This window comes from Acinetobacter sp. YH12063, from assembly GCF_013419715.1.
GTDB lineage: Bacteria > Pseudomonadota > Gammaproteobacteria > Pseudomonadales > Moraxellaceae > Acinetobacter > Acinetobacter amyesii.
Window position 1 is genome coordinate 63212 of the sequence record NZ_VOZO01000004.1, and the last position, 22632, is coordinate 85843.

The window sequence follows — 22632 nt, forward strand, 5'->3', positions numbered from 1 at the left end:
TTTTATTTCTAAGTTCCTCAAAAGCAGTAGCTTATAACCATGCCTGGGTATCATCTGCAACAGCAGAACCATGAATGACATGCATAATCATCGAATGGGCGATACTGCCTTTGAAAGGAATTTCAGGTAATGCATCAAATTTAAAGAAAGCTGCATCACTGATTTCTTCTTCTTGTAATTGAAGTTCACCAGCAGCATATTCTGCTTTAAAGGCGATCATTAAATTACTTGGGAAGGGCCAAGGTTGGCTGGCTAAGTATTGAATATTTTTGACCTTTAAACCCACTTCTTCTTCAGTTTCACGACGAACCGCTTCTTCTAAAGTTTCACCGACTTCAACAAAACCCGCGATCAGTCCATACATGGCACGGACATTTTTTGCATTTTTTGCCAATAAGATTTCATCTTCACCACGGGTAATGACGGTAATGACACAAGGATTGACACGAGGGTATTGGTGATAACCGCAAGTGGGACAAACCATGGCGTATTCTGTGGCATGGACTTGAGTTGCTGTGCCGCAGTGGCTACAAAATTTATGATTACGACGCCATTCTAAGAGTTGAATAGCACGGCTGGCTTGTTCAAATTGTTGAACATTCCACAATTGTAGAAGCTGGCGAATAGGGATGAGTTGTAAGCCATCAGGAATAGGCTCATTTTCAAGTAGGTCACGGGCAATCACTCGATCACCCGTGCCAATATTTAAATCACTTGCGAGTTGCTCAACTTCGGGAAGTTGAAAGTTTTCATCGACCAGCAATTGCTGTTGTTTAAAGATATAGGCAAGTGATAATTTAGACATTAGGCCGCTGCTGATTTCAGTTTTTCGCTACTGTCCAATGCTACCTTAAACATGCCCTGTAAAACAGGTTGTTTGTTCTTTAAATTGTCAATCAACATATCTGCGCTTGCCAATGAATCTAATGCTTGATTCACTTCATTTGCTTCAATGGCTGTTGACGATTCAACTCGTTTCAAAATGAATTGAGCTGTTGAGTTCAGTGCATTTTGAGCCGCATCTGCATTGAGGAACAACATTGCACCACCAATTTCGCGGAATTGAGTTGCAGTCGCTTCAAGTTGTGTCAAATCTTGGTTTTGTAAATACTGAACCAAAGATTGGCTAGCAGCATCAATTAAAACCTTGGTCTCATTTAACAGAGCAGCGTGTGCTTCATCTAAACGGTCGAGTGAAATATTCATATTATTCACACGAAGTTGTAAGCGGCTAGAAGTGTGATGACGCTCAAGCACACCAATCGAGTTCATGGCAGACAAGATATTGTTCATCAACTGCTGGGCAAAGCTTTCATCTTGTAAAATCTCAGCATTACCTAATGACGCAGCTTGACGCGACAGGTCGTTATACGCTTCATTTAGGTTCAAGACTTTGAAAATATTTGCCAATTCGTTCAATTTCGCTTGAAGTTCTTGGGTTTTTTCAGGCGTCATATTTTGATAGTTAAATTCAATATCATTACGAATTTGCGTCATTTCAGTCGTAACCAATTCACCAATGGTATGCATGGTTTCGAAGTCAGGACCATATAAATGACGACTGAAAACTTGCAATTGGGTGTCGGTAAGAAGGTCTTCACCGATATTTAACTTGCCACGAATATGATGAGAAATGTCATCTTCTTGGCTAATGCTTAGACTTAAGACATTGGCTAAATCAGAAATGGATGCTTTAAAGCGCTCAGTTCCTGCAAAATATTGAGCCATATTGCGTTCAATGCTTACCAAGGTACGTAAACGAGCATCGGTAATTAAGATTTGATCAATTTGATTAAATGCAACAAAAACCAAGTTCCAGTATTGTTTGCTTGGATGTTTATCTGAAAGACCTGCTAAATACGCACCGACCAATTTAATCGCTTGCAGATCCAGCTCAGTTTCTTCTTGTTTAATCAATTTATTCAACGCCAACTTATACAGACGGTGAACGTATTTTGATTTTTCAAGTGCAGGCGCTTGAGGTAGGTCAAAGTCAGGAGTAATACAATCGAGTAGGGACTCAATGTGTTGGCCTTCCGACGTTAAAGGTTTACCTAAAGACAGTTCTAGACGATTCAGACTGTCGAGTAGGAACTGTGGGATTTTAACTTCACGTAAGCAGATAAATTCAATATAGCGTTTCAGCATGGTTGTGCCTTCGCTCAGTGCGATGACATCTTGAGTGTTAATTTGCGCAGGATTCCCCATGATCTTGCGCATTAACTCTGCTGAATATTGAGCGATTTTTGCCAAACTTGGCATATCAACTAAAGCTAATACTTGAGCACATTGTTCAAATTGAATCAGTGCATCATCAATCCCGAAAGGTAAAGTTTGATCTTCAACTAAGGTGCTGACTGCTGATTCGACTAACTTGATTGAGTTATCAACCTCATTTTTTATTATCAGCAAAGCCGTTGGATCAAAATGGATAGAGGTTTGGTAAGACATGTATCTGCACCTTTCCTAGATGTTTTATCTTGTTTATTAACCGCCCCTTAAGGCGGTCCATGTTTATGGTTTTACTATAGCGTATGTAAGAATTGTTTATATACAAAAAGTAACACGAAATTTAGATTTTATTTCGCAAAAAGGCAAGGTGTACCATGTTTTTCTTCAAATTGTTTGACCCATGTCTCATGGGCTTCAAGTTCATCGGCTGAAGGTAAAATCACTGGTAATTCTATTTCAACAGCGGCGCGGGTTTGCGAACCATCTTCATTTTGCGAGTGGGTCAGGGCATCGATATCAAAGGATACCTGACCACCCGTCATTGCTAAGTATACGTCAGACAGAATTTCCGCATCGAGTAAGGCACCATGGAAGGTACGGTCACGTTGTGGAATTTCGTAACGACGCACTAATGCATCGAGTGAGTTTTTCTGGCCTGGATGCTTGGCTTTGGCCATAGCCAAGGTATCGGTGACTTCGCAAACTTCAGATAAGGCCACAAAACCGGCACGTTTGAACTCCATATCAAGGAAGTTCATATCGAAGGTTGCGTTATGCGCAATGATTTCTGCGCCTTTTAGATAGTCAAATAAGACATCAGCAATTTCAGCATACAGTGGTTTGTCTTTTAGAAAGTCATCACTGATTCCGTGAATATTTTCAGATTCACCGACAGGTTTTTGCGGGTTGATATAAATATGAATTGAGCTACCGGTCAGTTTGCGGTTAATCATTTCCACCGCACCGACTTCAATAATACGGTCGCCATCTTGGAAATAGAAACCTGTGGTTTCCGTATCTAAAATTAATTGTCGTGGGCCAGATACATCGACGGTTGCTGGTGTAATGACAATCATTGGATGGATTTCAGCAGCTTGCTTAGACTGTGTAGAAGCACCTGCACTCAACATTGAAGCAGTGTCAGTTGCTTGTTGTTCTATCGCAATGTCATCAATCTGCTCTGCGTCAATAGCTGTCTCAGCAGAGATTTCTTCTGCTTCATCCTCGCTATCAGCAAATTCAAGTCCAAACGGATCGTTTAATAGCCAATCGGGTTCAGCTTTTTTTTTAGGTGCTTCAGCTGTAGTTGATGCCGCTTGTTTGATGCGTTCGAGGGTTTTTTCTGCGCCTAGATTGGCCAATTGATCGGCCATCTCATTTCCGGGATGGCCTGCATGCCCTTTAATCCAGTTCCATTCAATTTCCCGACCCTGACAAGTTGCATCCAGTAATTTCCACAGATCTGGATTTTTAACATCTTTCCAGTTTTTCTTTTTCCAACCATGAATCCACTCGGTAATGCCTTGTTTGACATAGTTGGAGTCTGTCCAAATGATCAGTTTTGCATCGGACGGACAATGTTGAATGCCTTCAATTGCGGCAGTCAATTCCATACGGTTATTGGTGGTTTCAGCTTCGCCGCCGCAGAGTTTTTCTTCTCCAGTTTCACGGATGATATACGCCCCCCAACCCCCTAAGCCAGGGTTGCCTTTACATGCACCATCAACATAAAGCGTGATTGTTTGAGACATAAATCAAATCCGGAGAAAAACGAGCATTCAGAACCGTATATTGTATAACGCAAATGACAGGGAGAAATCCATTTCTGGCGATTTTTTTAATTTCTTGTAACATTTATACTGAAATAGCGTTAAATTAACGCCTTGTGTCTGTGTCCTGCTTCACTACAATGGCATATCTAAAAAATAAATTTTATATGAGTTGTCTGGATTTTTTTATGTATAAATCAACTGCGACTGTCTGGCAGCCTACGTTACCACAAATTTTTAAATTTACAGTCTTGGGTTCTGCGCTCGCAGCTCTTGGTCTGACGGGCTGTTCTTCATCGCAAACGACTAAGCAGAACTCAGCAAGTAAACAAGTTGGCTCAAACTTTCTCGATGCCAATAGTTTAGATTCACTCGAAGATTTACTTTCTGCAACAGACATGCGTGCCGTAGAAGGCGATCGCCTTTTAGTACTTAAGCATGGTGATGTATGGAAGCGTATGACTGTGGGTTTCAAAATGGATTTGAACCACTGGGATACGCGAATTGAAGCGCAGCGTGGTTGGTTTATTTCACGTCAACCATATATTGATCGTTTAAGTGCGCGCGCGTCCCGTTATTTATATCACACGGTTAAAGAAGCAGAACGTCGTGGTTTGCCGACGGAGTTGGCGTTATTACCAGTGATTGAAAGTTCTTATGACCCAGCAGCAACCTCAAGTGCAGCCGCAGCGGGCTTATGGCAATTTATTCCAAGTACTGGACGTATTTACGGCTTAAAACAAACCTCAATGTATGATGGTCGTCGTGACGTAGTGGAATCAACGCGTGCAGCTTATGAGTTTTTAGGTGCGCTACATAACCAGTTCGGTTCGTGGGAATTGGCTTTGGCTGCATATAATGCAGGGCCGGGCCGCATTCAACAGGCGATTAACCGTAACCGTGCGGCAGGTTTGCCAACGGATTATTGGTCACTAAAACTGCCCCAAGAAACCATGAACTATGTCCCACGTTTCTTGGCTGTTGCTCAAATTATTAAAAATCCAAGTGCTTATGGCGTAAGTTTACCGCCAATTGCCAACCGTCCACACTTTCGTGAAGTGGCTGTAGGGCCTGCAAATTTAAATGAAATTGCATCTATTACCGGTTTAAGCCGTGCAGAACTCTATGCACTAAACCCTGGTCATCGTGGCGATGTGATTGATAGCAGCAGCCCAATGCGGATTTTAATTCCTGCGGATGTGAGTCCATCAGTCGATGCACGTTTGAAAAAATTACAATCAGGTAGTTCATCAGGTTATTGGGCAAGTAATTCAACTTATAACTTACCGAAAAATAATGTTGAAATTACGCCGTCACGTGTCACTCCGCCAGATTTAAACAGTAAAACCATTCAGCCTGCAAAAGTGACACCGCCTACGCTGACCACTCAGCCGACAGTGACAGCTTCTGCCAAACCACCTGTAGTTGCTGCAACGGTAACGCCAAGTATTCCATCAGGAACGAAAGGCAAAACGCCAATGGGATCATCTGCTTTAGCTGCCTTTGCATCGAATAGTGATATTCCAAGTGCGCCGCGTATTCCAGTCGCTGTAACACCTTCGACTCCTGTGAAAACCGTGTCTGTCGAGCCACCACTCAGCGCAAATGAGCGTGAGCAAATCATGGCGGCTATTAAAGCTGAAGGTGAGACCAAAACAATAGATGAGGTATTAAAACCAGTAGCGACTAAAGCAGAACAAGAAGAAGTCGTTCAGGAAATTAAAGCTATTGCGCCGAAGGGCACTGAAATTGTCGATCCTTACGATGGTAAGATTAAGTTAACTGCGATTCAGACCAGTCAGTCGATTGCAGATCAACAAGGTAAAGAACTGACGAAAGGGTTCTCTTACCCGAAAAGCGTGGCTGAAAATACAGGTGCAGATTCCGAAGAAGCCAAACGCAACCAAGGTAAAAATGTCATTCGTACAGATTCTGAAATTGTAGTTGTACCACCTAAAGGTAAACGCAGTACTTATACAGTTTTGGCGGGCGACACATTAGCGTTGATCGCGATGAAAAATGGCGTGAATTGGCGTGATATTGCAGCTTGGAACCAAATTTCGCCAGATTCGACCTTGTATGTCGGTACGACCATCTATTTATATGATGCGAAACCGATTGTGCAAAATAATGAAGAATCGAAAGCTAAGCCTATTGCAGATAGCTATGTGGTGAAAGCAAATGACAGTCTTACAGCTGTTGCGAGTCAATTTGGTTTAAGTACGAAGCAACTCGCCGATTACAATGGTTTAACCACCACGAGTGGTTTATATGTTGGACAGAAATTATCCTTAAAAGAAACGCCAGCATCTAAAGCAAAATTGGAAGCTGACAAGAAAGCAGCTCAAGTTGTCGAAAAATCTGCAAAAGTTCAAACCAAATCCTACACGGTAAAACGTGGTGAATATCTAAAACTCATTGCAGATCGTTATGCGCTGTCAAATCAAGAGTTGGCAGATTTAACAACTGGTTTAACGGCTGGCAGTAGCTTGATGGTGGGACAAAAAATTAATGTGCCATTACAAGCTGTAGCAGAAGTTGAGAAGCTCGAAAGCAAAGTCGTGAATCGCATTGAAAATGTCAAAGTTGATCCTGCGTATAAAGTTGAAAGCTATAAAGTGCAGCGTGGTGATACCCTTTACAGTATTGCGACGCGGTCAAAAATCAGTTTGTCAGAATTGGCGAGTCTAAATGATATGTCGGTAAATAGTGGGCTGATGGCTGGGCAAAGCATTAAAGTTCCTGCAAGTTCAACTGTTCCGGATACATATGTGGTGCAGTCTGGCGATACACTGACAGGCATTGCTAGTCGCTATGATTTAGGCATGGACTATGTCGCAAATTTAAATGGTATAGAGCGTAGTTCTGGTCTACGCGTTGGGCAGAAATTAAAATTAACAGGTGATGTCGCACCGGTTAAAGTAGAAACTAAAGTTGAGCCGGCCAAAATTGAAAGCAAAACCAATACACGAACGAATTCCGTTGATGCGACCGATATTCATGTGGTGAAATCAGGTGAAACATTGGGTGTGATTGCGAAGAAATATCATCTTCAATTACGTTATTTAGCTGAATTAAATGGCCTAAATACCAATAGTGCGATTCGTGTAGGGCAGCGTTTAAAAGTAGATGGTGAACTACCTGCTGATGTAGCTAGTAAAGCAACTGAAACCAAAAAAACGGAAGCTAAATCCTCTACGAGCAATGTGAAACCAACAAATACTGAAAGCTATACTGTGAAATCAGGCGAGTCTTTAAATTCGATTGCTAGTCGGACAGGTTTAACTGTGGCAGCATTGGCTGAATTAAATAACTTGAATCCGCGTGCTGGGCTTCGTGTCGGTCAAAATTTACAAGTCCCTAAAACTATCAGTGAATACCGTATTAAACGCGGCGATACATTGATTGGTTTAGCAAGCCGTTATGGACTTGATACATCAAAACTTGCTGAAATGAATGATATACAACCGTCTGCTCAGTTACGTATTGGTGAAGTCATTAAAGTACCAAACTGAGTCCAAACATTAAGGAGTTAAGTTGAATGTATTCTGCTTCAACTTCGCGTTACGTGTTTGGTGTGACTTTGAGCATACTTTCAACAGGGGCGTGGGCTGCGTTGCAGACCACGCCTTTTCTTGCCATACATAGTAGCCCTCAATATCATCAATTACAGGCAATGCCCTATGCCAATCCTCTTGCCAATAAAGGGGGATATATCACGACCTCGAGTATTGGGAGTTTTGATAATTTAAACAGCATGAATGGAAAAGGGCGTTCTGTTGAAGGTATCAATTATCTTTTTGATAGCTTGATGAGTTCATCTTTAGATGAACCGGGTGTGATGTATCCATTGCTTGCCGAAAAGGTGACATTTGACCCGAAAAAAACTAATTTTGTTATTTTTCATTTAAACCCAAAAGCACGGTTTAGTGATGGTTCTGAACTCACTGCTGAAGACGTTAAATTTAGTTTTGATACCTTTCAAACTAAATCAAATCCCGGTCTACAAATGTACTTAGCGGATTTGGACAAAACAGATGTTTTATCTAAATATCAGGTGAGGATGAGTTTTAAATCTGGACACAACACTGATATGCCCATGATTTTGGCGCAAATGCCGATTTATTCCAAAAAAGATTGGGCAAAAAAAGATTTTACTCAAATTACATTGCAGCCCATATTAGGCTCAGGCCCTTACACAATTGAGACGATCGATGCAGGTAGGAGTATTCGCTACAAGCGCAATCCTGAGTATTGGGGGCAGAACTTAGCTGTTAATCGTGGTCGATATAATTTTAACCATCTGAAATATGTATATTATCGCAGCCCAGACATAGCCTTTGAAGGCTTTAAAGCAGGTCAATTTACGTTATATGAGGAAAAGACCGCACGTAATTGGGTGGGGGCTTACAATTTTCCTGCTTTTAAAGACGGTAAAATTGTCAAATATCGCTTTAAACATGAACGACCGATTCCCACAAAAAGTCTCGTATTTAATACCCGTCGTGCGCCATTTAGTGATATTCGTTTTCGACAAGCGTTAACCTATGCTTATGATTTTGAATGGCAAAATAAAGCATTATTTTATGGGCAGTATCAGCGTTTGCAGAGTTATTTTAGTAATAGTGTGCTAGAAGCGAAGGGGAAACCCTCTATCCAAGAGTTGGATATTTTAAAACCGATGTTATCGCAACTTGATCCTATTCAAAGACAGGGGGTCTTATCCAATTGGCAATATCCCGTTTCTGATGGCAGTGGATTTAATCGAAAAAATCTGCTGCATGCACGCCAACTGTTATTGAATGCGGGTTATCTTTATCAAGACGGCCGATTGGTGGATGCAAAATCTCGGCCTGTGAAATTCGAAATCTTGATTCAGCAACAAGATTTGCAGCGAACCTTAATGCCATTTATACGAAATTTGAAACGTTTAGGTATTCAGGTGCTATTGCGACAAGTAGATGGACCGCAATACACCGAGCGGATGCGAAATATTGACTTTGATATGATCGTGGATGAAATGCCTCAATCGCTCACTCCAGCGGGTGAGCAAGCTCAACTTTGGGGCAGTCAAGCAGCTGACCAAGTGGGTAATTATAATTACGCAGGGATTAAAAATCCTGTAATAGATCAGCTCATTCAACAGGTGATCAATGCTCCAAATCGGGAAGAATTGATTATTCGTACGCGTGTTTTAGACCGCCTGCTTAGAGCAGGTTATTATCAAATCCCAATGTTTGGGCAAAGTGAAAACTGGTTTGCCTATTGGCATATGTATAAGCAACCTTATGTCAAACCTAAACTTTCTGCAGGGATTGACTATTGGTGGAGTGATGCAGCTCAAGCCAAGCAAATAACACAATATCTACGGCAGCAATAAATACACCTGAATGACAAGGAATGTGAAAGCAACATGGGCACATATATTTTAAAAAGATTGCTCCTGATTATTCCAACATTGTTTTTCATTTTACTGATTAACTTTGTCGTGATTCAGATTGCGCCGGGAGGACCTGTTGAGCAAGCTATACAGCAAGCAGAATCCTTTCAAGGCATGGGAAACACGGGTGGTGGTGAAACTGCGACGACAGGCAGTAAATACCAAGGTGCTAAAGGCCTCAGTGAAGAAATGGTGGCAAAAATCGAAGCGCAATATGGTTTCGATAAGCCATTATTCGAACGCTTTTGGCTGATGTTAAAGGGCTATGTGACGCTAGATTTTGGTACCAGTTTTTTTAAAGATAAGCCTGTGACCGAGCTACTTTGGGAAAAGCTGCCTGTATCCTTATCCCTTGGTTTATGGAGTACCTTGCTGATCTATATGGTGTCTATTCCATTAGGTATTAAAAAAGCCCGTCAACATGGTTTGTTATTTGATAAAAGCACGTCTATTTTATTGGCTATAGGTTACGCCATTCCTGCTTTCGCCTTCGCCATTTTACTCATTGTCTTTTTTGCAGGTGGTTCATATTTTCAGTGGTTCCCTCTACAAGGTTTAGTTTCAGAGAATTTTACTGAGTTAAGTGTGTTTGGCAAAATTGCAGATTATTTTTGGCATATGGCGTTGCCTTTGTTTGCTATGGTAATTGGTGGTTTTGCAGGCTTAACTTATCTGACCAAATACTCTTTTATGGAAGAACTGAATAAGCAATATGTTCTTGCTGCTCGTTCTAAAGGTTTGACCGAATCACGTGTGCTGTATGGGCATGTATTTCGTAATGCAATGCTCATTGTCATTGCTGGTCTACCAGAAGCCTTGATTGGCATCTTCTTTGTGGGAAATCTATTTATTGAAATTATTTTCAATCTAGATGGGCTGGGGTTATTAGGATTTGAAGCCATCGTGCAGCGTGATTATCCAGTGATTTTTGGCACCTTGTTTATTTTTACCTTGATGGGGCTGATCTTAAGATTAATCAGTGATGTCATGTATCAAATGATTGATCCACGAATTAATTTTGATTCGCAGGGGGCAAAATAATGTCTCCGATCATGCAAGCGCGAATTCAACGTTTTAAAGAAAATAAATTAGGCTTTACATGCTTTATCAGCTTTGCCTTGATTTTTATGTTGTCACTAGCTGTCGAGTTTATTGCCAATGATAAACCGCTCTTGGTTAAATACGATGATTCTTTATATGTACCCGTACTAAAAAGTTATCCAGAAACCACTTTCGGTGGGGTGTTTGAAACTGAGGCAGATTATAAAGATCCAGTCGTTCAGCAACTGATTGAAGAGAAAGGCTGGGCTGTGTGGCCACTGATTAAATTTTCCTATCAAACACCGAATTTAGAGTTGGCTGTGCCCGTACCATCTGCACCGACTGCACAAAATTGGCTCGGTACAGATGACCAAGGGCGTGATGTGCTCGCGCGTATTTTATATGGATTACGTGTGTCGCTCCTGTTTGGTTTTGCATTAACCTTTGCTTCAGCCATATTGGGCATCATGGTTGGGGCGATACAGGGCTATTATGGTGGCTGGGTAGATCTGATTGGTCAACGGATTTTAGAAGTCTGGGGCGGACTCCCGATGCTATTCATGGTGATGATTTTGGTCAGCATGTTTACGCCGAGTGTGTATTGGCTCTTTGTTATTATGCTGTTGTTTGGCTGGCCCACTTTAGTCGGCTTGGTTCGTGCAGAGTTTTTAAGGGCTCGTAATTTTGATTATGTCCGTGCAGCACGGAGTCTTGGCGTTACAGATAGCACCATTATGTTTCGGCATATCTTACCAAATGCGATGAGTTCCAGTCTTTCACAGCTACCTTTCATGCTCACGGCAAATATTACAGCACTGACAGCCTTAGATTTCCTAGGTTATGGCTTACCGCCTGATGCCGCGTCCTTAGGTGAGTTATTGCTTCAAGGGAAAAACAATCTGAATGCACCATGGCTTGCCTTATCGGGGTTCTTTACATTAGCGATCGTGCTGTCTTTATTGATTTACATTGGGGAGGCGACACGTGATGCATTCGATCCTAGACGTCAATAATCATCAAGTTAATGTACCTCCCATCGTGTTAGCGGTGGAACATTTAAATATTTCACATGCAGCACAGGTCTTGGTTGAAGAGCTGAATTTTAAATTGCATGCAGGTGAAACGATAGCCATTGTTGGAGAAAGCGGCTCAGGTAAATCGATTAGCAGCCTAGCTATACTCGGTTTGTTGTCGAGTGATCTGCAGGTTACAGGCAGCGTCAGCCTGAATGGACAGAATATTCTTGGACTCAGCCCTGAACAGCATCGAAACATTCGTGGACAGAAAATTGCCATGATTTTTCAAGAGCCGATGACGGCCTTAAATCCCTTGCATCGGGTGGAAAAGATTGTTGGTGAGTCACTATTGTTACAAGGTTGGTCGAAGGCAAAAACTCGGCAGCGGGTTATAGAATTATTAAATGATGTGGGTATTCCAGATGCTGAAGATAAGTTAAGGCGCTATCCACATGAATTATCAGGCGGGCAGCGGCAACGTGTCATGATTGCCATGGCATTGGCCTTAGATCCTGATATTTTAATCGCTGATGAGCCAACCACGGCTTTAGATGTCACTTTGCAAGCGCAAATCTTAAATTTATTAAAGTCGCTACAACAGCAGCGTAATATGGCCATGATTTTAATTAGCCATGACCTGAATTTGGTCAAGCGCTATGCCGAACATGTGATTGTGATGAATCGTGGACAAGTGGTGGAACAAGGAGATGTTCAGGAAATTTTTGAGCAACCGAAGCAGGCGTATACCCAAAATCTGTTAGACCATGATTTTGGTGTAGCAATACAGGTTTCACAAACGCAGACACTTTTAAAATTACACAAATTAGGAGTGAAGTTCCCAGTCAAACAAGGCTTATTGAACCGCATCAAAGATTATGTCGTTGCGGTAGAGGCTTTGGATTTAACAGTGGCTGAAGGTGAGTCGATCGGTATTGTTGGAGAGAGTGGTTCTGGGAAAAGCTCCCTAGCATTGGCTATTGCTCGGCTCATAGAAAGTGATGGCGAAATTATGTTAAATCAACACGCCATCCATCAACTTTCAGAAAAACAGCTCAGACCTTTACGTCGTGAATTTCAAATTGTCTTTCAAGATCCATTCAGTAGTTTAAATCCACGGCTAAATGTAGAGCAAACCATTGGCGAAGGTTTGGCCTTACAGCATTTATCTGCAAATGAAATTGTACAGCGTATAGATGAAGCTTTGCAGAAAGTCGAATTAGCCAGCTCATTTAAGCAGCGTTATCCACATGAGTTATCCGGTGGGCAACGGCAGAGAGTCGCCTTAGCACGTGCGTTGGTATTACGTCCTAAATTATTGATACTCGATGAACCCACATCGGCACTAGATCGGACGACACAAAAAGCCATCGTGAAGCTACTACGGCGTTTGCAGCAAGAATTTAATATGAGTTATTTATTTATCAGTCATGATTTACACGTGGTCAAAGCCCTGTGTCAAAAAGTGTTGGTACTGCGACATGCCAAAGTCATGGAGTTTCAAGACACTGCAGATCTATTTGCACGACCACAAACGGACTATACCCGTAAATTAATTGCAGCCAGCCAATACTAAAATCAAAGCTATGGATATTTTGACATGTGTCATTGTCAAAATATCCTTGACCTTTAGAAAATAATAATTAGAGTAAATACTCAGGACTTATTATTTCATTTTGGACATTGCCATGAGCCATTTAGCTGAAAGCTTTAAAATTCGTAATACCACATTTAAAAATCGCATCATTAAAGGTGCAATGAGCGAAGCATTGGCCAATACCGCAGGCCAACCCAATCACTTACATTTTGGGTTATATGAAGCTTGGGCGAAGGGTGGTTTAGGCTGTGCCATTACGGGTAATGTCATGGTGGATTTTTGTGCTAAAAATGAGCCTGGGGTTGTTGTCGCTGAAACAGAGCGTGATTTAGCACAGTTAACACAGTGGGCTGAGCTAGGCAAGAAGCACGGCATGGTGCAATTGGTTCAACTTTCACATCCTGGCCGCCAATGTCCTAAAGGTTTAAATAAAGAAACGGTTGCACCATCTGCTGTGCCATTTAGTCCAATGTTAGCTACAACGTTTGGAACACCGCGCGAACTTCGTGAAGATGAAATTTTAGATATCATTCAGCGTTTTGCACGTGCCGCACACATTTGTGAAAAGGCAGGCTTCGAAGGCGTGCAATTGCATGGTGCGCATGGTTATTTAATTAGTCAGTTCTTGTCGCCACTGACCAATAAACGTCAAGATCAGTGGGGCGGTTCAAATGAAAACCGCATGCGCTTTTTGCTTGAAATCTATAAGGCAGTTCGTGCAGCGACGACAGATGATTTTATTATTTCGGTCAAACTCAACTCTGCTGATTTCCAACGTGGCGGAATTAGCGAAACAGATGTGATTGAGGTCTTTAAAGCTATAGATGCCGCAGGGATTGATATGATTGAAATCTCGGGCGGTTCCTATGAAGCGCCAGCGATGGCGGGTGCTAAAGAAGAAAAACGTAAAGCCAGTACCATTGCTCGTGAAGCTTATTTCCTCGATTTTGCGGACAATATCCGTAAAGAAGTGAAATGCGCGTTAATGGTTACCGGCGGGTTTAGAACCGTCCAAGGCATGAATGCTGCACTAGACAGTGGAGCTTGTGATTTTATTGGTATTGCACGTCCTTTCGCTGTTGAAGTCGATTTGGCTGATCGTTTATTGGCGGGTCAGGATGTTCGTTATGGTGTGGACAAAATTAAAACTGGCATACCGATGATTGATAAAATGGCGATTATGGAAATTATTTGGTATGCCGCTCAGTTTAAATCGATTGGTGAAGGAAAACAGCCAAATCCTAAACTTTCACCGTTAAAAGTGTTTTTTAAATATCTCAAAGGCAATTTAACCGCGGTCATTAAAGGGCAAGTCAATTCACGTAAGTCGGCTTAGTCAATCATTGAATTATTAGAATAAGGGCAATCGGCATACATCCATGTTATGGTTGCCTTCATTCATATCAATATTACTTACAATAAAAATGTCTAAAATTTTAATATTAATAGTCATTCTTTCGGGGCTCAGTTCTGCTCTCTATGCCCAGTCTACATTTCAGACGGGGGATATCATTTTTCATATCTCAAAGTCACAACAAAGTTTAAGCATTCAAAAGGCGACACATTCGCCTTATAGTCACATGGGCATGATCGTAAATAAAAATAACCAAACTTGGGTGCTTGAAGCTATTCAACCTGTGCAATATACCGCTTTAAATCAATGGATCGCGCGTGGGGAGAATGCTCACTATGTGGTGAAAAGGCTCAAACAACCCTTAAATGTGCCGCAGAAAACGAAGCTAGTACAAAATGCAGAAAAGTACTTGGGCAAACCCTATGATATTTATTTTGAATGGGATGACCGTGCAATTTACTGTTCTGAAATTGTTTGGAAAGCTTATCAGCATGCTTTAGGTATCGAACTTTCTCCATTACAAAAACTGAAACAATTTGATTTAAAACAATATGAAGTGCAGCGTCTAATGCGGCAGCGCTATGGTCAAAATATTCCGCTAAATGAGCAGGTGATTGCCCCTAAGGCCATTTATGATTCAAAACTTTTAAAAGAAATATTTAGAAATTAAGGCAATAAAAAAGCCCAAGTCGCAATGCTTGAGCTTTTTAATGAGTGGTTAAAACCAACTCGAATATGGCGTCCCTACGGGGATTCGAACCCCGGTTACCGCCGTGAAAGGGCGATGTCCTAGGCCTCTAGACGATAGGGACAGTACAGAAAGCAAATTTTAAAACCGTTTATTTCAGTCTAAGTTTTTAGACTAAATAATGGCGTCCCTACGGGGATTCGAACCCCGGTTACCGCCGTGAAAGGGCGATGTCCTAGGCCTCTAGACGATAGGGACTTAATAAAATGTACTTCTGAAAATTGGCGTCCCTACGGGGATTCGAACCCCGGTTACCGCCGTGAAAGGGCGATGTCCTAGGCCTCTAGACGATAGGGACGTTTCAGAGGTGGGCGTATATTAGGGTGAAAATCGGGGGGTGTCAAACGCTTTTCTATAAATAAATTCAGTTTTTGTTGTTGAGTGCATAAAATTAAAACAATTTGCTAAAAATGTTTGAAAAATACATTATTTATGTCGGTTTTTTCAACACTTGTAAGATTGTAGCAATAACTTCTGGATGCGTTAAATATCCAGCAATATCGTGTGGGTGTTCAATCGATGTCTGAATTTGCTGGTTGATAATGGCGGGTTGAAAATCAAATGGTGCCTGACTCAGTGGAAAAGCGCTGAGAAAATCATCATGTGAATAAAAGTTTAACCAATCGCCTGAAATTGCATCAGGTCGCTGTAAAGGCTGAGGTAAGTGGGCTTGGATGACACGAAAAGCCAAAGGTGAGCCCAAGGTGATAAAGCGCTGTATGTTGAGTTCAGGATGTAACAGTAAAAAATGATACGCAATCACGCTACCTAGCGAATGTGCAATCAACAGGGTGGGTTTCGTTTGATGTAATTGCTCATGCAGACGAGTATGAACTGCCTGAATAAAGTGTGGATTGGATAAATAGAGATAAGTTTCGACCAAAAATTTATGCAAAAGTGTGGCATGTAATTTGGGGAAATAATTCATTAAAACTGCAAAATCGCGTAGCGCAAGATCTTTGCCGAGTGCGGTGATCGATTTGAATGACTGGCTCAATCCAATAGCATCATTGAGGGTGATGTCAGGTAGATTATTTTGTACAGCATGATGCTCAAGTACTTTTGGTGATTTTTCTGGGAGTTCAGTACGATGGATAAACGGAAAATGTGGCCACGTTTGAGGCGTCAAGGTGCTGGCTTGAAGCATATTCTGCAAATGATAACGCGTGAGTAAATCTCCATAAAAAGGCATGCGCATATGGTGCTGTATATATGATAAAAAAGTCTCTTGATGGCTTTGCTTTAAGCCTTGAGACAACAGTGCAAGCCAATGCTGTTCGAGCGAACGTGCAGTTTGTTGCTGTTGATTCATGCCATGGATAAAGATGATCTGCATATTGCACCTCATCGACGGATCAGTTTTTATTCTACTTTTATTAAAATATAGCCATAAAAAAAGAGCAACCGAAGTTACTCTTTTATCGTGTTTGGCATGACAACACAGATCAATCTTTGTTGTGATACAAGGTGTAGTAGCTGATATAACACGCCACAATGAAGATCATACAGCAGATAAAGCCAGTTAACATTTCTGGGTCAAATACCATACTAATACAAGTAATCAGACAGAATACAAAACCGAGTATCGGCACGATTGGGAAGAGTGGTGCAGCAAAAGCTAAATCTTTTGCAGTTTTGCCTTCTTTATACCACTGACGACGGAAGTTGAATTGGCTTAAACAAATACTCATCCACACCACCACCATGGTAAATGCCGCAACACCTAACAAGTTTTTGAAGATGGTTTCTGGTGCAAATTGCTCAGAAAGTAAGCCTGGCATACCACCGATCATGGTCACAATCACCGCAACATAAGGAATACCACGTGAGTTCACTTTAGAGAACACCGCAGGTAATTGCTTACTATAGGACAATGACCACATCATTCGAGATGCAGCAAATAAACCTGAGTTTGCAGCAGAAAGTAGGGCTGTGATAATCACAAAGCGGATGATGTCTTCTGCATAAGGAATACCAATGTGCTGGAATACCGTTACGAAAGGTGAACTACTTACACCTTCGGCAGATAAGCCGGCTTCTTGGTGTGGCAATAATGCAGTAATAACAACAATGGTACCCACAAAGAAAATCAACAAGCGGAAAATCGCCGTATTAATGGCTTTAGGTACATTTTTCGCTGGATCTTTGGTTTCACCCGCAGCAACACCAATCAGCTCAGTACCTGAGAATGCAAAGTTAACAATCAACATTGTAGCGAAAATTGGGAACAAACCTTCAGGGAACCAGCCTTGTGCAGTGAGGTTGCTAAACAGCGGTGCAGCTTCATAGCCTCGATAGCCTAGAACACCAAAAATGGCCAATAGACCTAAAATAATAAAGGCTACAACGGTAATCACTTTGACTAAGGCTAGCCAAAATTCAGATTCAGCAAACCATTTGGTTGAAATCATATTCAAGCAGAATACAAAAGCACCAAAGATTAAGGTCCACATCCACATAGAACTGTCTGGGAACCATTCCTGCATTAAAAGTGCAGCAGCAGTAAATTCAGTTCCTAGCGTTACTGACCATGTCAGCCAATAGAGCCAAGTGATGGTATAACCCGTACCAGGTCCGATATAGCGTTTAGCATAAGCGCCAAATGAACCAGATTCTGGCATATGTACAGCGAGCTCGCCTAAGCAAAGCATCACCATATAGGCGATAATACCGCCTAAAAAATACGAAATAATGGCACCTACAGGCCCCGTTTGTGCAATGACTTCACCCGAACCAAGAAATAAACCAGTACCGATTGCGCCGCCAAGCGAAATCATCACCAGATGTCGAGTACTCATAGCGCGTTTTAACGGCGCAGAATTGCCCTGATGCGAAGCATCATTCGGAGAATGTGATGACTGCATAGAGAAAAAGGAGAATCAAATAATGAAGCGAGTAATTGTAGAGAAGAATGCAATGATGATGCAATCAATTAATATAAATTATAGATAAATAAACTTTAAGTTTGTCAGAGCTGACAGAAGAATTGGCGTCCCTACGGGGATTCGAACCCCGGTTACCGCCGTGAAAGGGCGATGTCCTAGGCCTCTAGACGATAGGGACGTTTTGAGGTGGGTGTATAGTACATAGCCCATCTATATTTGTCAAAATAGAGTTTCATTGTTATATTCTAAATGTATATAAATGAAACAAAAACAGAATTTTTTTAATGAAAAATAATTTTAATGAGTTTATTTCTGAAATTTTATTTGAAATCAATCAATTTAATGTGGGCAAAGTCCATGAAAGATTCTATATAGTTTTATTGAATTATTTGCATTGGTTTGAAGTTTATACAAATAATTTTTCTTCGTATATTAGTAAATCAGAGTTTGAAAGAATTATTGATGAACTTTTATTTAGGGATTTAGATGGGGAAAGTAGAATTACGTATAATCACCTCAAATCTTTAGATGATTCTCATTATTTTTTAGATATCCAGAGCTTTTTTAAATTATATCTAATCTTAAAGGTTCGAAGATATCAGTTGTCTAGTGATGATGTAGAACTTGAAAAATTAGAAAAAAAATTGGATGTATGTTTTGAGCCAATGTTGTGGAGTAAAGACAAACAAGATTTATTGGTTATTAATCGTGATTTTCCTGAATTTAAAAAACAGATGAATTTAAGTCGGGTGCTTTTGCCACTTTCATTAATAGTTTTTAACTTTACTTTTGTTGAATTAATATCTAATACAAGTTTGAGAGTATCTATCCAAATATTTCTAGCAATAGTAGCTGCGTGTCTTTTAGCTAATGTTTCTAAAGGGGCAAAATCCGAAAAGGACTCATTGGAGTTGAAAGTATGGGATTATATCTTGGTGTTGAGCGAGGATAAAAACTCATTGACGAAAAGCAGTTGAACGATTTCCTTAAATTATAATTTGTACAGTGGTTTTTGTGGATTAAACTGCTCCCACAAATCATTTTTGAATTTATATGGAAACCCTAATTTTTCTCTCATAGGGAAGAGAAATAGTTTCATAAAAAAAGGTGGCTAATGAGCCACCTTAACTATTTTATTTATCGTGATATAACCAATAATAACCTGCATAACATGCTGCCATAAAGATCAGGCAGCCAATAAAGCCTGAAAGCATTTCAGGATCTGCAGCCATACTTAAACCTGTTGCGGTACAGCAGACAAAGCCAAGAATTGGAACCAGCGGGAACCATGGTGTACGGAATTTAAGTTCTGACACGCTATGACCTTGTTTCAGCCATTGGCGACGGAAGTTAAATTGACTCCAGCAAATACTCATCCACACGATCACCATGGTGAAGGCGGCAACCCCCATCAAGTTTTTGAAGATGACATCTGCGCCAAATTGTTCTGACAATAGGCCTGGTAAACCACCGATCATAGTGACCAATACAGCAATATAAGGCACACCAGTTTTGCTTAATTTGCCGAAAGCACGTGGTAATTGTTTTTGTGCGGACAGCGCCCACATCATACGTGATGCAGCATATAAACCAGAGTTAGCTGTAGACAGTAAAGCCGTAATAATGACGAAACGAATTAAGTCTTCTGCATAGGGAATGCCCATCAGGTTAAATACGGAAACGAAAGGGCTACTGCTTAAGCCGCCATGTCCGCCGACATTTAAACCTGCATCGGTATAGGTCAACAGTGAACTGATGACGATAATAGTGCCGACAAAGAAAATGATTAAGCGCCATACCGCAGCATGAATGGCTTTAGGCACATTCTTTTCAGGGTTTTCAGTTTCACCTGCAGCGATACCAATCATCTCCGTACCATTAAAGGCAAAGTTCACGATCAATAGCGTGGCAAACAGAGGGAACAAACCATTTGGCAGCCAACCATGTTCTGTCAAATTGTGGAACATTGGAGCTGATTCATAGCCTTGGAAAGGTACGAAACCAAAGATGCAGGCAAAACCAAGGATGATGAAAATCAACACTGTTGCAACTTTCACCATTGATAACCAAAATTCTGACTCTGCAAACGCACGTGTAGAACTTAGATTAGAGATCAGTACGCCAGCTGCAAAGATCAGTGTCCATAACCAAATAGAGGTTTGTGGAAACCATTCCTGCATCAAAATAGCCGCCGCAGTAAATTCTGTACCTAAGGTGGCAGACCAGCCCAACCAGTACATCCAAGACACCATATAACCGGTACCCGGGCCAATATAATTTGTCGCAAAAGCACCAAAAGAGCCAGAAACAGGTAAATGTACGGCAAGCTCACCCAAACAGAGCATAACCATGTAGGCGATTAGTCCGCCAATAATGTAGGCAAGTACAGCGCCCAAAGGCCCAGCTTGTGAAATAACTTCACCTGAACCCATAAACAAACCAGTACCAATTGCACCACCAAGTGAGAGCATCACAAGGTGTCGAGTCGTCATCGCACGTTTAAGCGATGGACTTTTACCTTCAGCAGACGAGTGTTGCGAAGGTTCAGAGGGAGATTGCATAGTGAAAAGAAAATTGAATGAAAGGTATATTTTATGATTGAATGCAGTGAAATGATTGATAAATCGAATTTTTCTTATAATGTAATAATACTGATCTAAAATTTAAATCTTTAGCACTGACCATTGGATTAATGGTCAGGAGTTTGATACTCAGCTTCAGAAGTTGCAGGTACTTGAGTTTGTTCAGCTACAGGGGCTTTGGTGTCATCGCGGCTCACAATATACAGATAGAGTGCAGATGGAAATAAGATGGCTAAAACCAAGAGCAACTTTTTAAACATAGGGTGTTCTTACATCAAAATAGATCAAGCTGAAGTATAAACAAAACCAGTCAGGCTGTAATTAATTAAAGTTTACGGTTTTTCTGTTCTAGATTGGACAGGATGACTTGGTAAATGTCGGGGTAGTGTTGTTTAAAGTTCCGTTGTTGCATGATCGTGATGGTTGAAGCATTTGGCTCAACACCCAGTTTTAAAATTTTTTGGGTTAAAGCGAGTTGTGGGGAGCGACCATCAAAATGTGTATTCAGTAAGTTACCATCGGTATATTTTACTGTGAGTCCGATATTCAGGAGATAATCAAAAACATCAGGCAAACCAAAACCGGCAGCTTTGTAGAGTAAATTATATGTTTCTGCACGATAGCCACGGCCGTATGTTTGATGTGTTTTTAATAATCCTAATGCATTATAAAATTCTAACTTGGCAATAATTTCTTGTTCATTAATAGAACCATCGCCATTTTTTAAAGTCCTATTGATGGTGTTAAAAGTCACATCGTTTGAGCTGGGTTTGCAATCAGCAGCAATCAGTCGCTTGATATCTTGAAGTGGAAGTACAAGATGCGCTGTGTCACACATTTTTTTAACTTCTTTATTTTTCATTTTACTGCTTTGAATATTTTTATTTTCAAATTCCTGCACTATGGCTGACCAACCATATATGTTTATAAATTTATAATAACGAGATGCATCATTTGTCATCCCTTTGATCTTTTTAAAGTCGTGAATGTTTTTCACTGATGGTGCATTGGTGGCGAGATTTTGTGGCACTGGAGCATTTGCAAAGCAATGCATACTCATTAGCAGGCAGCTGGTAATAACGATGTTTTTCATGGTTTATGTGCTTTTAATAAATTGTAAACGTTAGGATATTTGGTGGAAAAGTCATTCTGTTCCATTTGTTTATAAACGTTACTATTGGGCTCGATTCCTGCATTCAGTAGTTTTTGAACCAAACTCACAGAAGGGTTACGGCCTTTGATATTGTCTAAAATTAAATTACCATCCACGCCCGTGTAATCGACTCCAATACTCAGCAAATAATCAGAAACGTCTTCTAGTCCCCAGTCAATTGCTTTGGATTGCAAAGAGCTTTTTTCTTCATACGGGCCAAATTTATACGTAACGTGTGTTTGTAAAACGTTTTCCGCCTTGTAGAGCTTTAATTTTTCAATGATTTCGTTTTGATCTATTTTGCCTTCTGCATTGGTTAATGCGCCATTAATAATCATGGAGGATGAACGGCCATTGAGTGGTTTGCAATTTGCTTTAAATAAGCGTTTGGTTTGATCGGCAGTACTTAGACTCAGTGTAATTTCGCAAAGTTTTTCTTTTTCTTCTTTAGGCATTTTGCTTTTTAGGATGGTTCCATTTTCAAAATCACGAACGACAGATTCCCAACCGTAGCGGAGCGCATGTGTATAATATGCAGATGCTTCTGCACTCAATTTTTTAGGTTTTTTATTTTGTAGCTGAGCTTCACTTTTATTTGTATCAGAATAGGTCGCGCTTTGATCTACATTTGAAACATTTTGATTTTCAGCTACTGTGAAATTTTTAGCAGTGTCTAGATTATTTAACTTTAGGGGAGCTGTAGGGCGTAATATATAGACAAAGATACCTATAAAGAATATACAAAATGTGATGAGAAGTATTATTTTTTTCACTTTGTGTCTCTGTAAAATAAAACAAGAGCACTTGTGGCGCTCTTG

17 protein-coding genes and 4 tRNA genes are annotated in these 22632 nt (G+C 40.8%); 8 read left to right on the forward strand and 13 right to left on the reverse strand.

What is annotated here, in order from left to right; genetic code table 11:
* Positions 1–31: 31 nt before the first annotated feature.
* The 3 genes from nudC to dnaQ form a co-directional block, all read right to left on the reverse strand.
* A complete protein-coding gene (gene nudC / locus FTU12_RS05625; RefSeq protein ID WP_180026822.1) occupies positions 32–805 on the reverse strand; it encodes an NAD(+) diphosphatase in 774 nt (257 codons plus the stop codon).
* Entirely contained in the window at positions 805–2451 is a 1647-nt protein-coding gene (locus FTU12_RS05630; protein ID WP_180108782.1) for a chemotaxis protein, read from the reverse strand. The genes nudC and FTU12_RS05630 overlap by 1 nt, the downstream gene beginning before the upstream one ends.
* A gap of 128 nt (positions 2452–2579) precedes the next feature.
* The gene (gene dnaQ, locus FTU12_RS05635; RefSeq protein WP_180113941.1) at positions 2580–3983 is read right to left on the reverse strand and encodes a DNA polymerase III subunit epsilon; all 1404 of its coding nucleotides are present in this window, start codon (positions 3981–3983) and stop codon (positions 2580–2582) included.
* A gap of 206 nt (positions 3984–4189) precedes the next feature.
* Between dnaQ and FTU12_RS05640 the strand changes: the two genes are divergently transcribed.
* The 7 genes from FTU12_RS05640 to FTU12_RS05670 all read left to right on the forward strand — a co-directional run bounded on the left by FTU12_RS05640 (position 4190) and on the right by FTU12_RS05670 (position 15116).
* Positions 4190–7516 (forward strand): LysM peptidoglycan-binding domain-containing protein, encoded by a 3327-nt coding sequence (locus FTU12_RS05640; protein ID WP_180113942.1) that lies wholly within the window; start codon positions 4190–4192, stop codon positions 7514–7516.
* Positions 7517–7542: 26 nt separating this feature from the next.
* Positions 7543–9381 (forward strand): extracellular solute-binding protein, encoded by a 1839-nt coding sequence (locus FTU12_RS05645; RefSeq protein ID WP_180113943.1) that lies wholly within the window; start codon positions 7543–7545, stop codon positions 9379–9381.
* Between the two features lie 33 nt (positions 9382–9414).
* Positions 9415–10482 carry a microcin C ABC transporter permease YejB gene (locus tag FTU12_RS05650; protein WP_180020769.1) on the forward strand — a complete coding sequence of 356 codons (1068 nt, stop codon included), beginning with the start codon at positions 9415–9417 and terminating at the stop codon, positions 10480–10482.
* Positions 10482–11495, forward strand: coding sequence for an ABC transporter permease (locus FTU12_RS05655; protein ID WP_180113944.1), 1014 nt, complete (start codon positions 10482–10484; stop codon positions 11493–11495). The genes FTU12_RS05650 and FTU12_RS05655 overlap by 1 nt, the downstream gene beginning before the upstream one ends.
* Complete coding sequence (locus tag FTU12_RS05660) at positions 11470–13071, forward strand: ABC transporter ATP-binding protein (RefSeq protein WP_180113976.1); 1602 nt, start codon at positions 11470–11472, stop codon at positions 13069–13071. Before FTU12_RS05655 ends, FTU12_RS05660 begins: the two co-directional genes overlap by 26 nt.
* Before the next feature lie 112 nt (positions 13072–13183).
* Entirely contained in the window at positions 13184–14428 is a 1245-nt protein-coding gene (locus FTU12_RS05665; RefSeq protein ID WP_180113945.1) for an NADH:flavin oxidoreductase/NADH oxidase family protein, read from the forward strand.
* Between the two features lie 88 nt (positions 14429–14516).
* Positions 14517–15116, forward strand: a complete 600-nt coding sequence (locus FTU12_RS05670) for a YiiX family permuted papain-like enzyme (RefSeq protein ID WP_180113946.1) — start codon at positions 14517–14519, stop codon at positions 15114–15116.
* A 66-nt stretch (positions 15117–15182) separates the two neighbouring features.
* Here the strand turns inward: FTU12_RS05670 and FTU12_RS05675 are convergent.
* The 6 genes from FTU12_RS05675 to FTU12_RS05700 all read right to left on the reverse strand — a co-directional run bounded on the left by FTU12_RS05675 (position 15183) and on the right by FTU12_RS05700 (position 18257).
* Positions 15183–15258: transfer RNA gene (locus FTU12_RS05675), tRNA-Glu, on the reverse strand.
* 58 nt (positions 15259–15316) lie between these two features.
* A tRNA-Glu gene (locus FTU12_RS05680) sits at positions 15317–15392 on the reverse strand.
* A 24-nt stretch (positions 15393–15416) separates the two neighbouring features.
* A tRNA-Glu gene (locus FTU12_RS05685) sits at positions 15417–15492 on the reverse strand.
* 132 nt (positions 15493–15624) lie between these two features.
* Positions 15625–16530 carry an alpha/beta fold hydrolase gene (locus tag FTU12_RS05690; RefSeq protein ID WP_111885776.1) on the reverse strand — a complete coding sequence of 302 codons (906 nt, stop codon included), beginning with the start codon at positions 16528–16530 and terminating at the stop codon, positions 15625–15627.
* A gap of 109 nt (positions 16531–16639) precedes the next feature.
* Entirely contained in the window at positions 16640–18058 is a 1419-nt protein-coding gene (locus FTU12_RS05695) for an amino acid permease (protein WP_078189154.1), read from the reverse strand.
* A gap of 123 nt (positions 18059–18181) precedes the next feature.
* Positions 18182–18257 (reverse strand) — tRNA-Glu (locus FTU12_RS05700).
* Positions 18258–18363: 106 nt separating this feature from the next.
* On the opposite strand from FTU12_RS05700, the gene FTU12_RS05705 reads away from it, so the two are divergent.
* Entirely contained in the window at positions 18364–19056 is a 693-nt protein-coding gene (locus FTU12_RS05705; protein WP_180113947.1) for a hypothetical protein, read from the forward strand.
* Positions 19057–19212: 156 nt separating this feature from the next.
* Here the strand turns inward: FTU12_RS05705 and FTU12_RS05710 are convergent, their stop codons facing one another.
* The 4 genes from FTU12_RS05710 to FTU12_RS05725 form a co-directional block, all read right to left on the reverse strand.
* Positions 19213–20640 (reverse strand): amino acid permease, encoded by a 1428-nt coding sequence (locus FTU12_RS05710; RefSeq protein WP_078192919.1) that lies wholly within the window; start codon positions 20638–20640, stop codon positions 19213–19215.
* A 128-nt stretch (positions 20641–20768) separates the two neighbouring features.
* A complete protein-coding gene (locus FTU12_RS05715; protein ID WP_180036011.1) occupies positions 20769–20921 on the reverse strand; it encodes a hypothetical protein in 153 nt (50 codons plus the stop codon).
* 65 nt (positions 20922–20986) lie between these two features.
* Positions 20987–21754 carry a hypothetical protein gene (locus tag FTU12_RS05720; RefSeq protein WP_180113948.1) on the reverse strand — a complete coding sequence of 256 codons (768 nt, stop codon included), beginning with the start codon at positions 21752–21754 and terminating at the stop codon, positions 20987–20989.
* Positions 21751–22587, reverse strand: coding sequence for a hypothetical protein (locus tag FTU12_RS05725; RefSeq protein ID WP_180113949.1), 837 nt, complete (start codon positions 22585–22587; stop codon positions 21751–21753). Before FTU12_RS05725 ends, FTU12_RS05720 begins: the two co-directional genes overlap by 4 nt.
* Positions 22588–22632 lie beyond the last annotated feature (45 nt).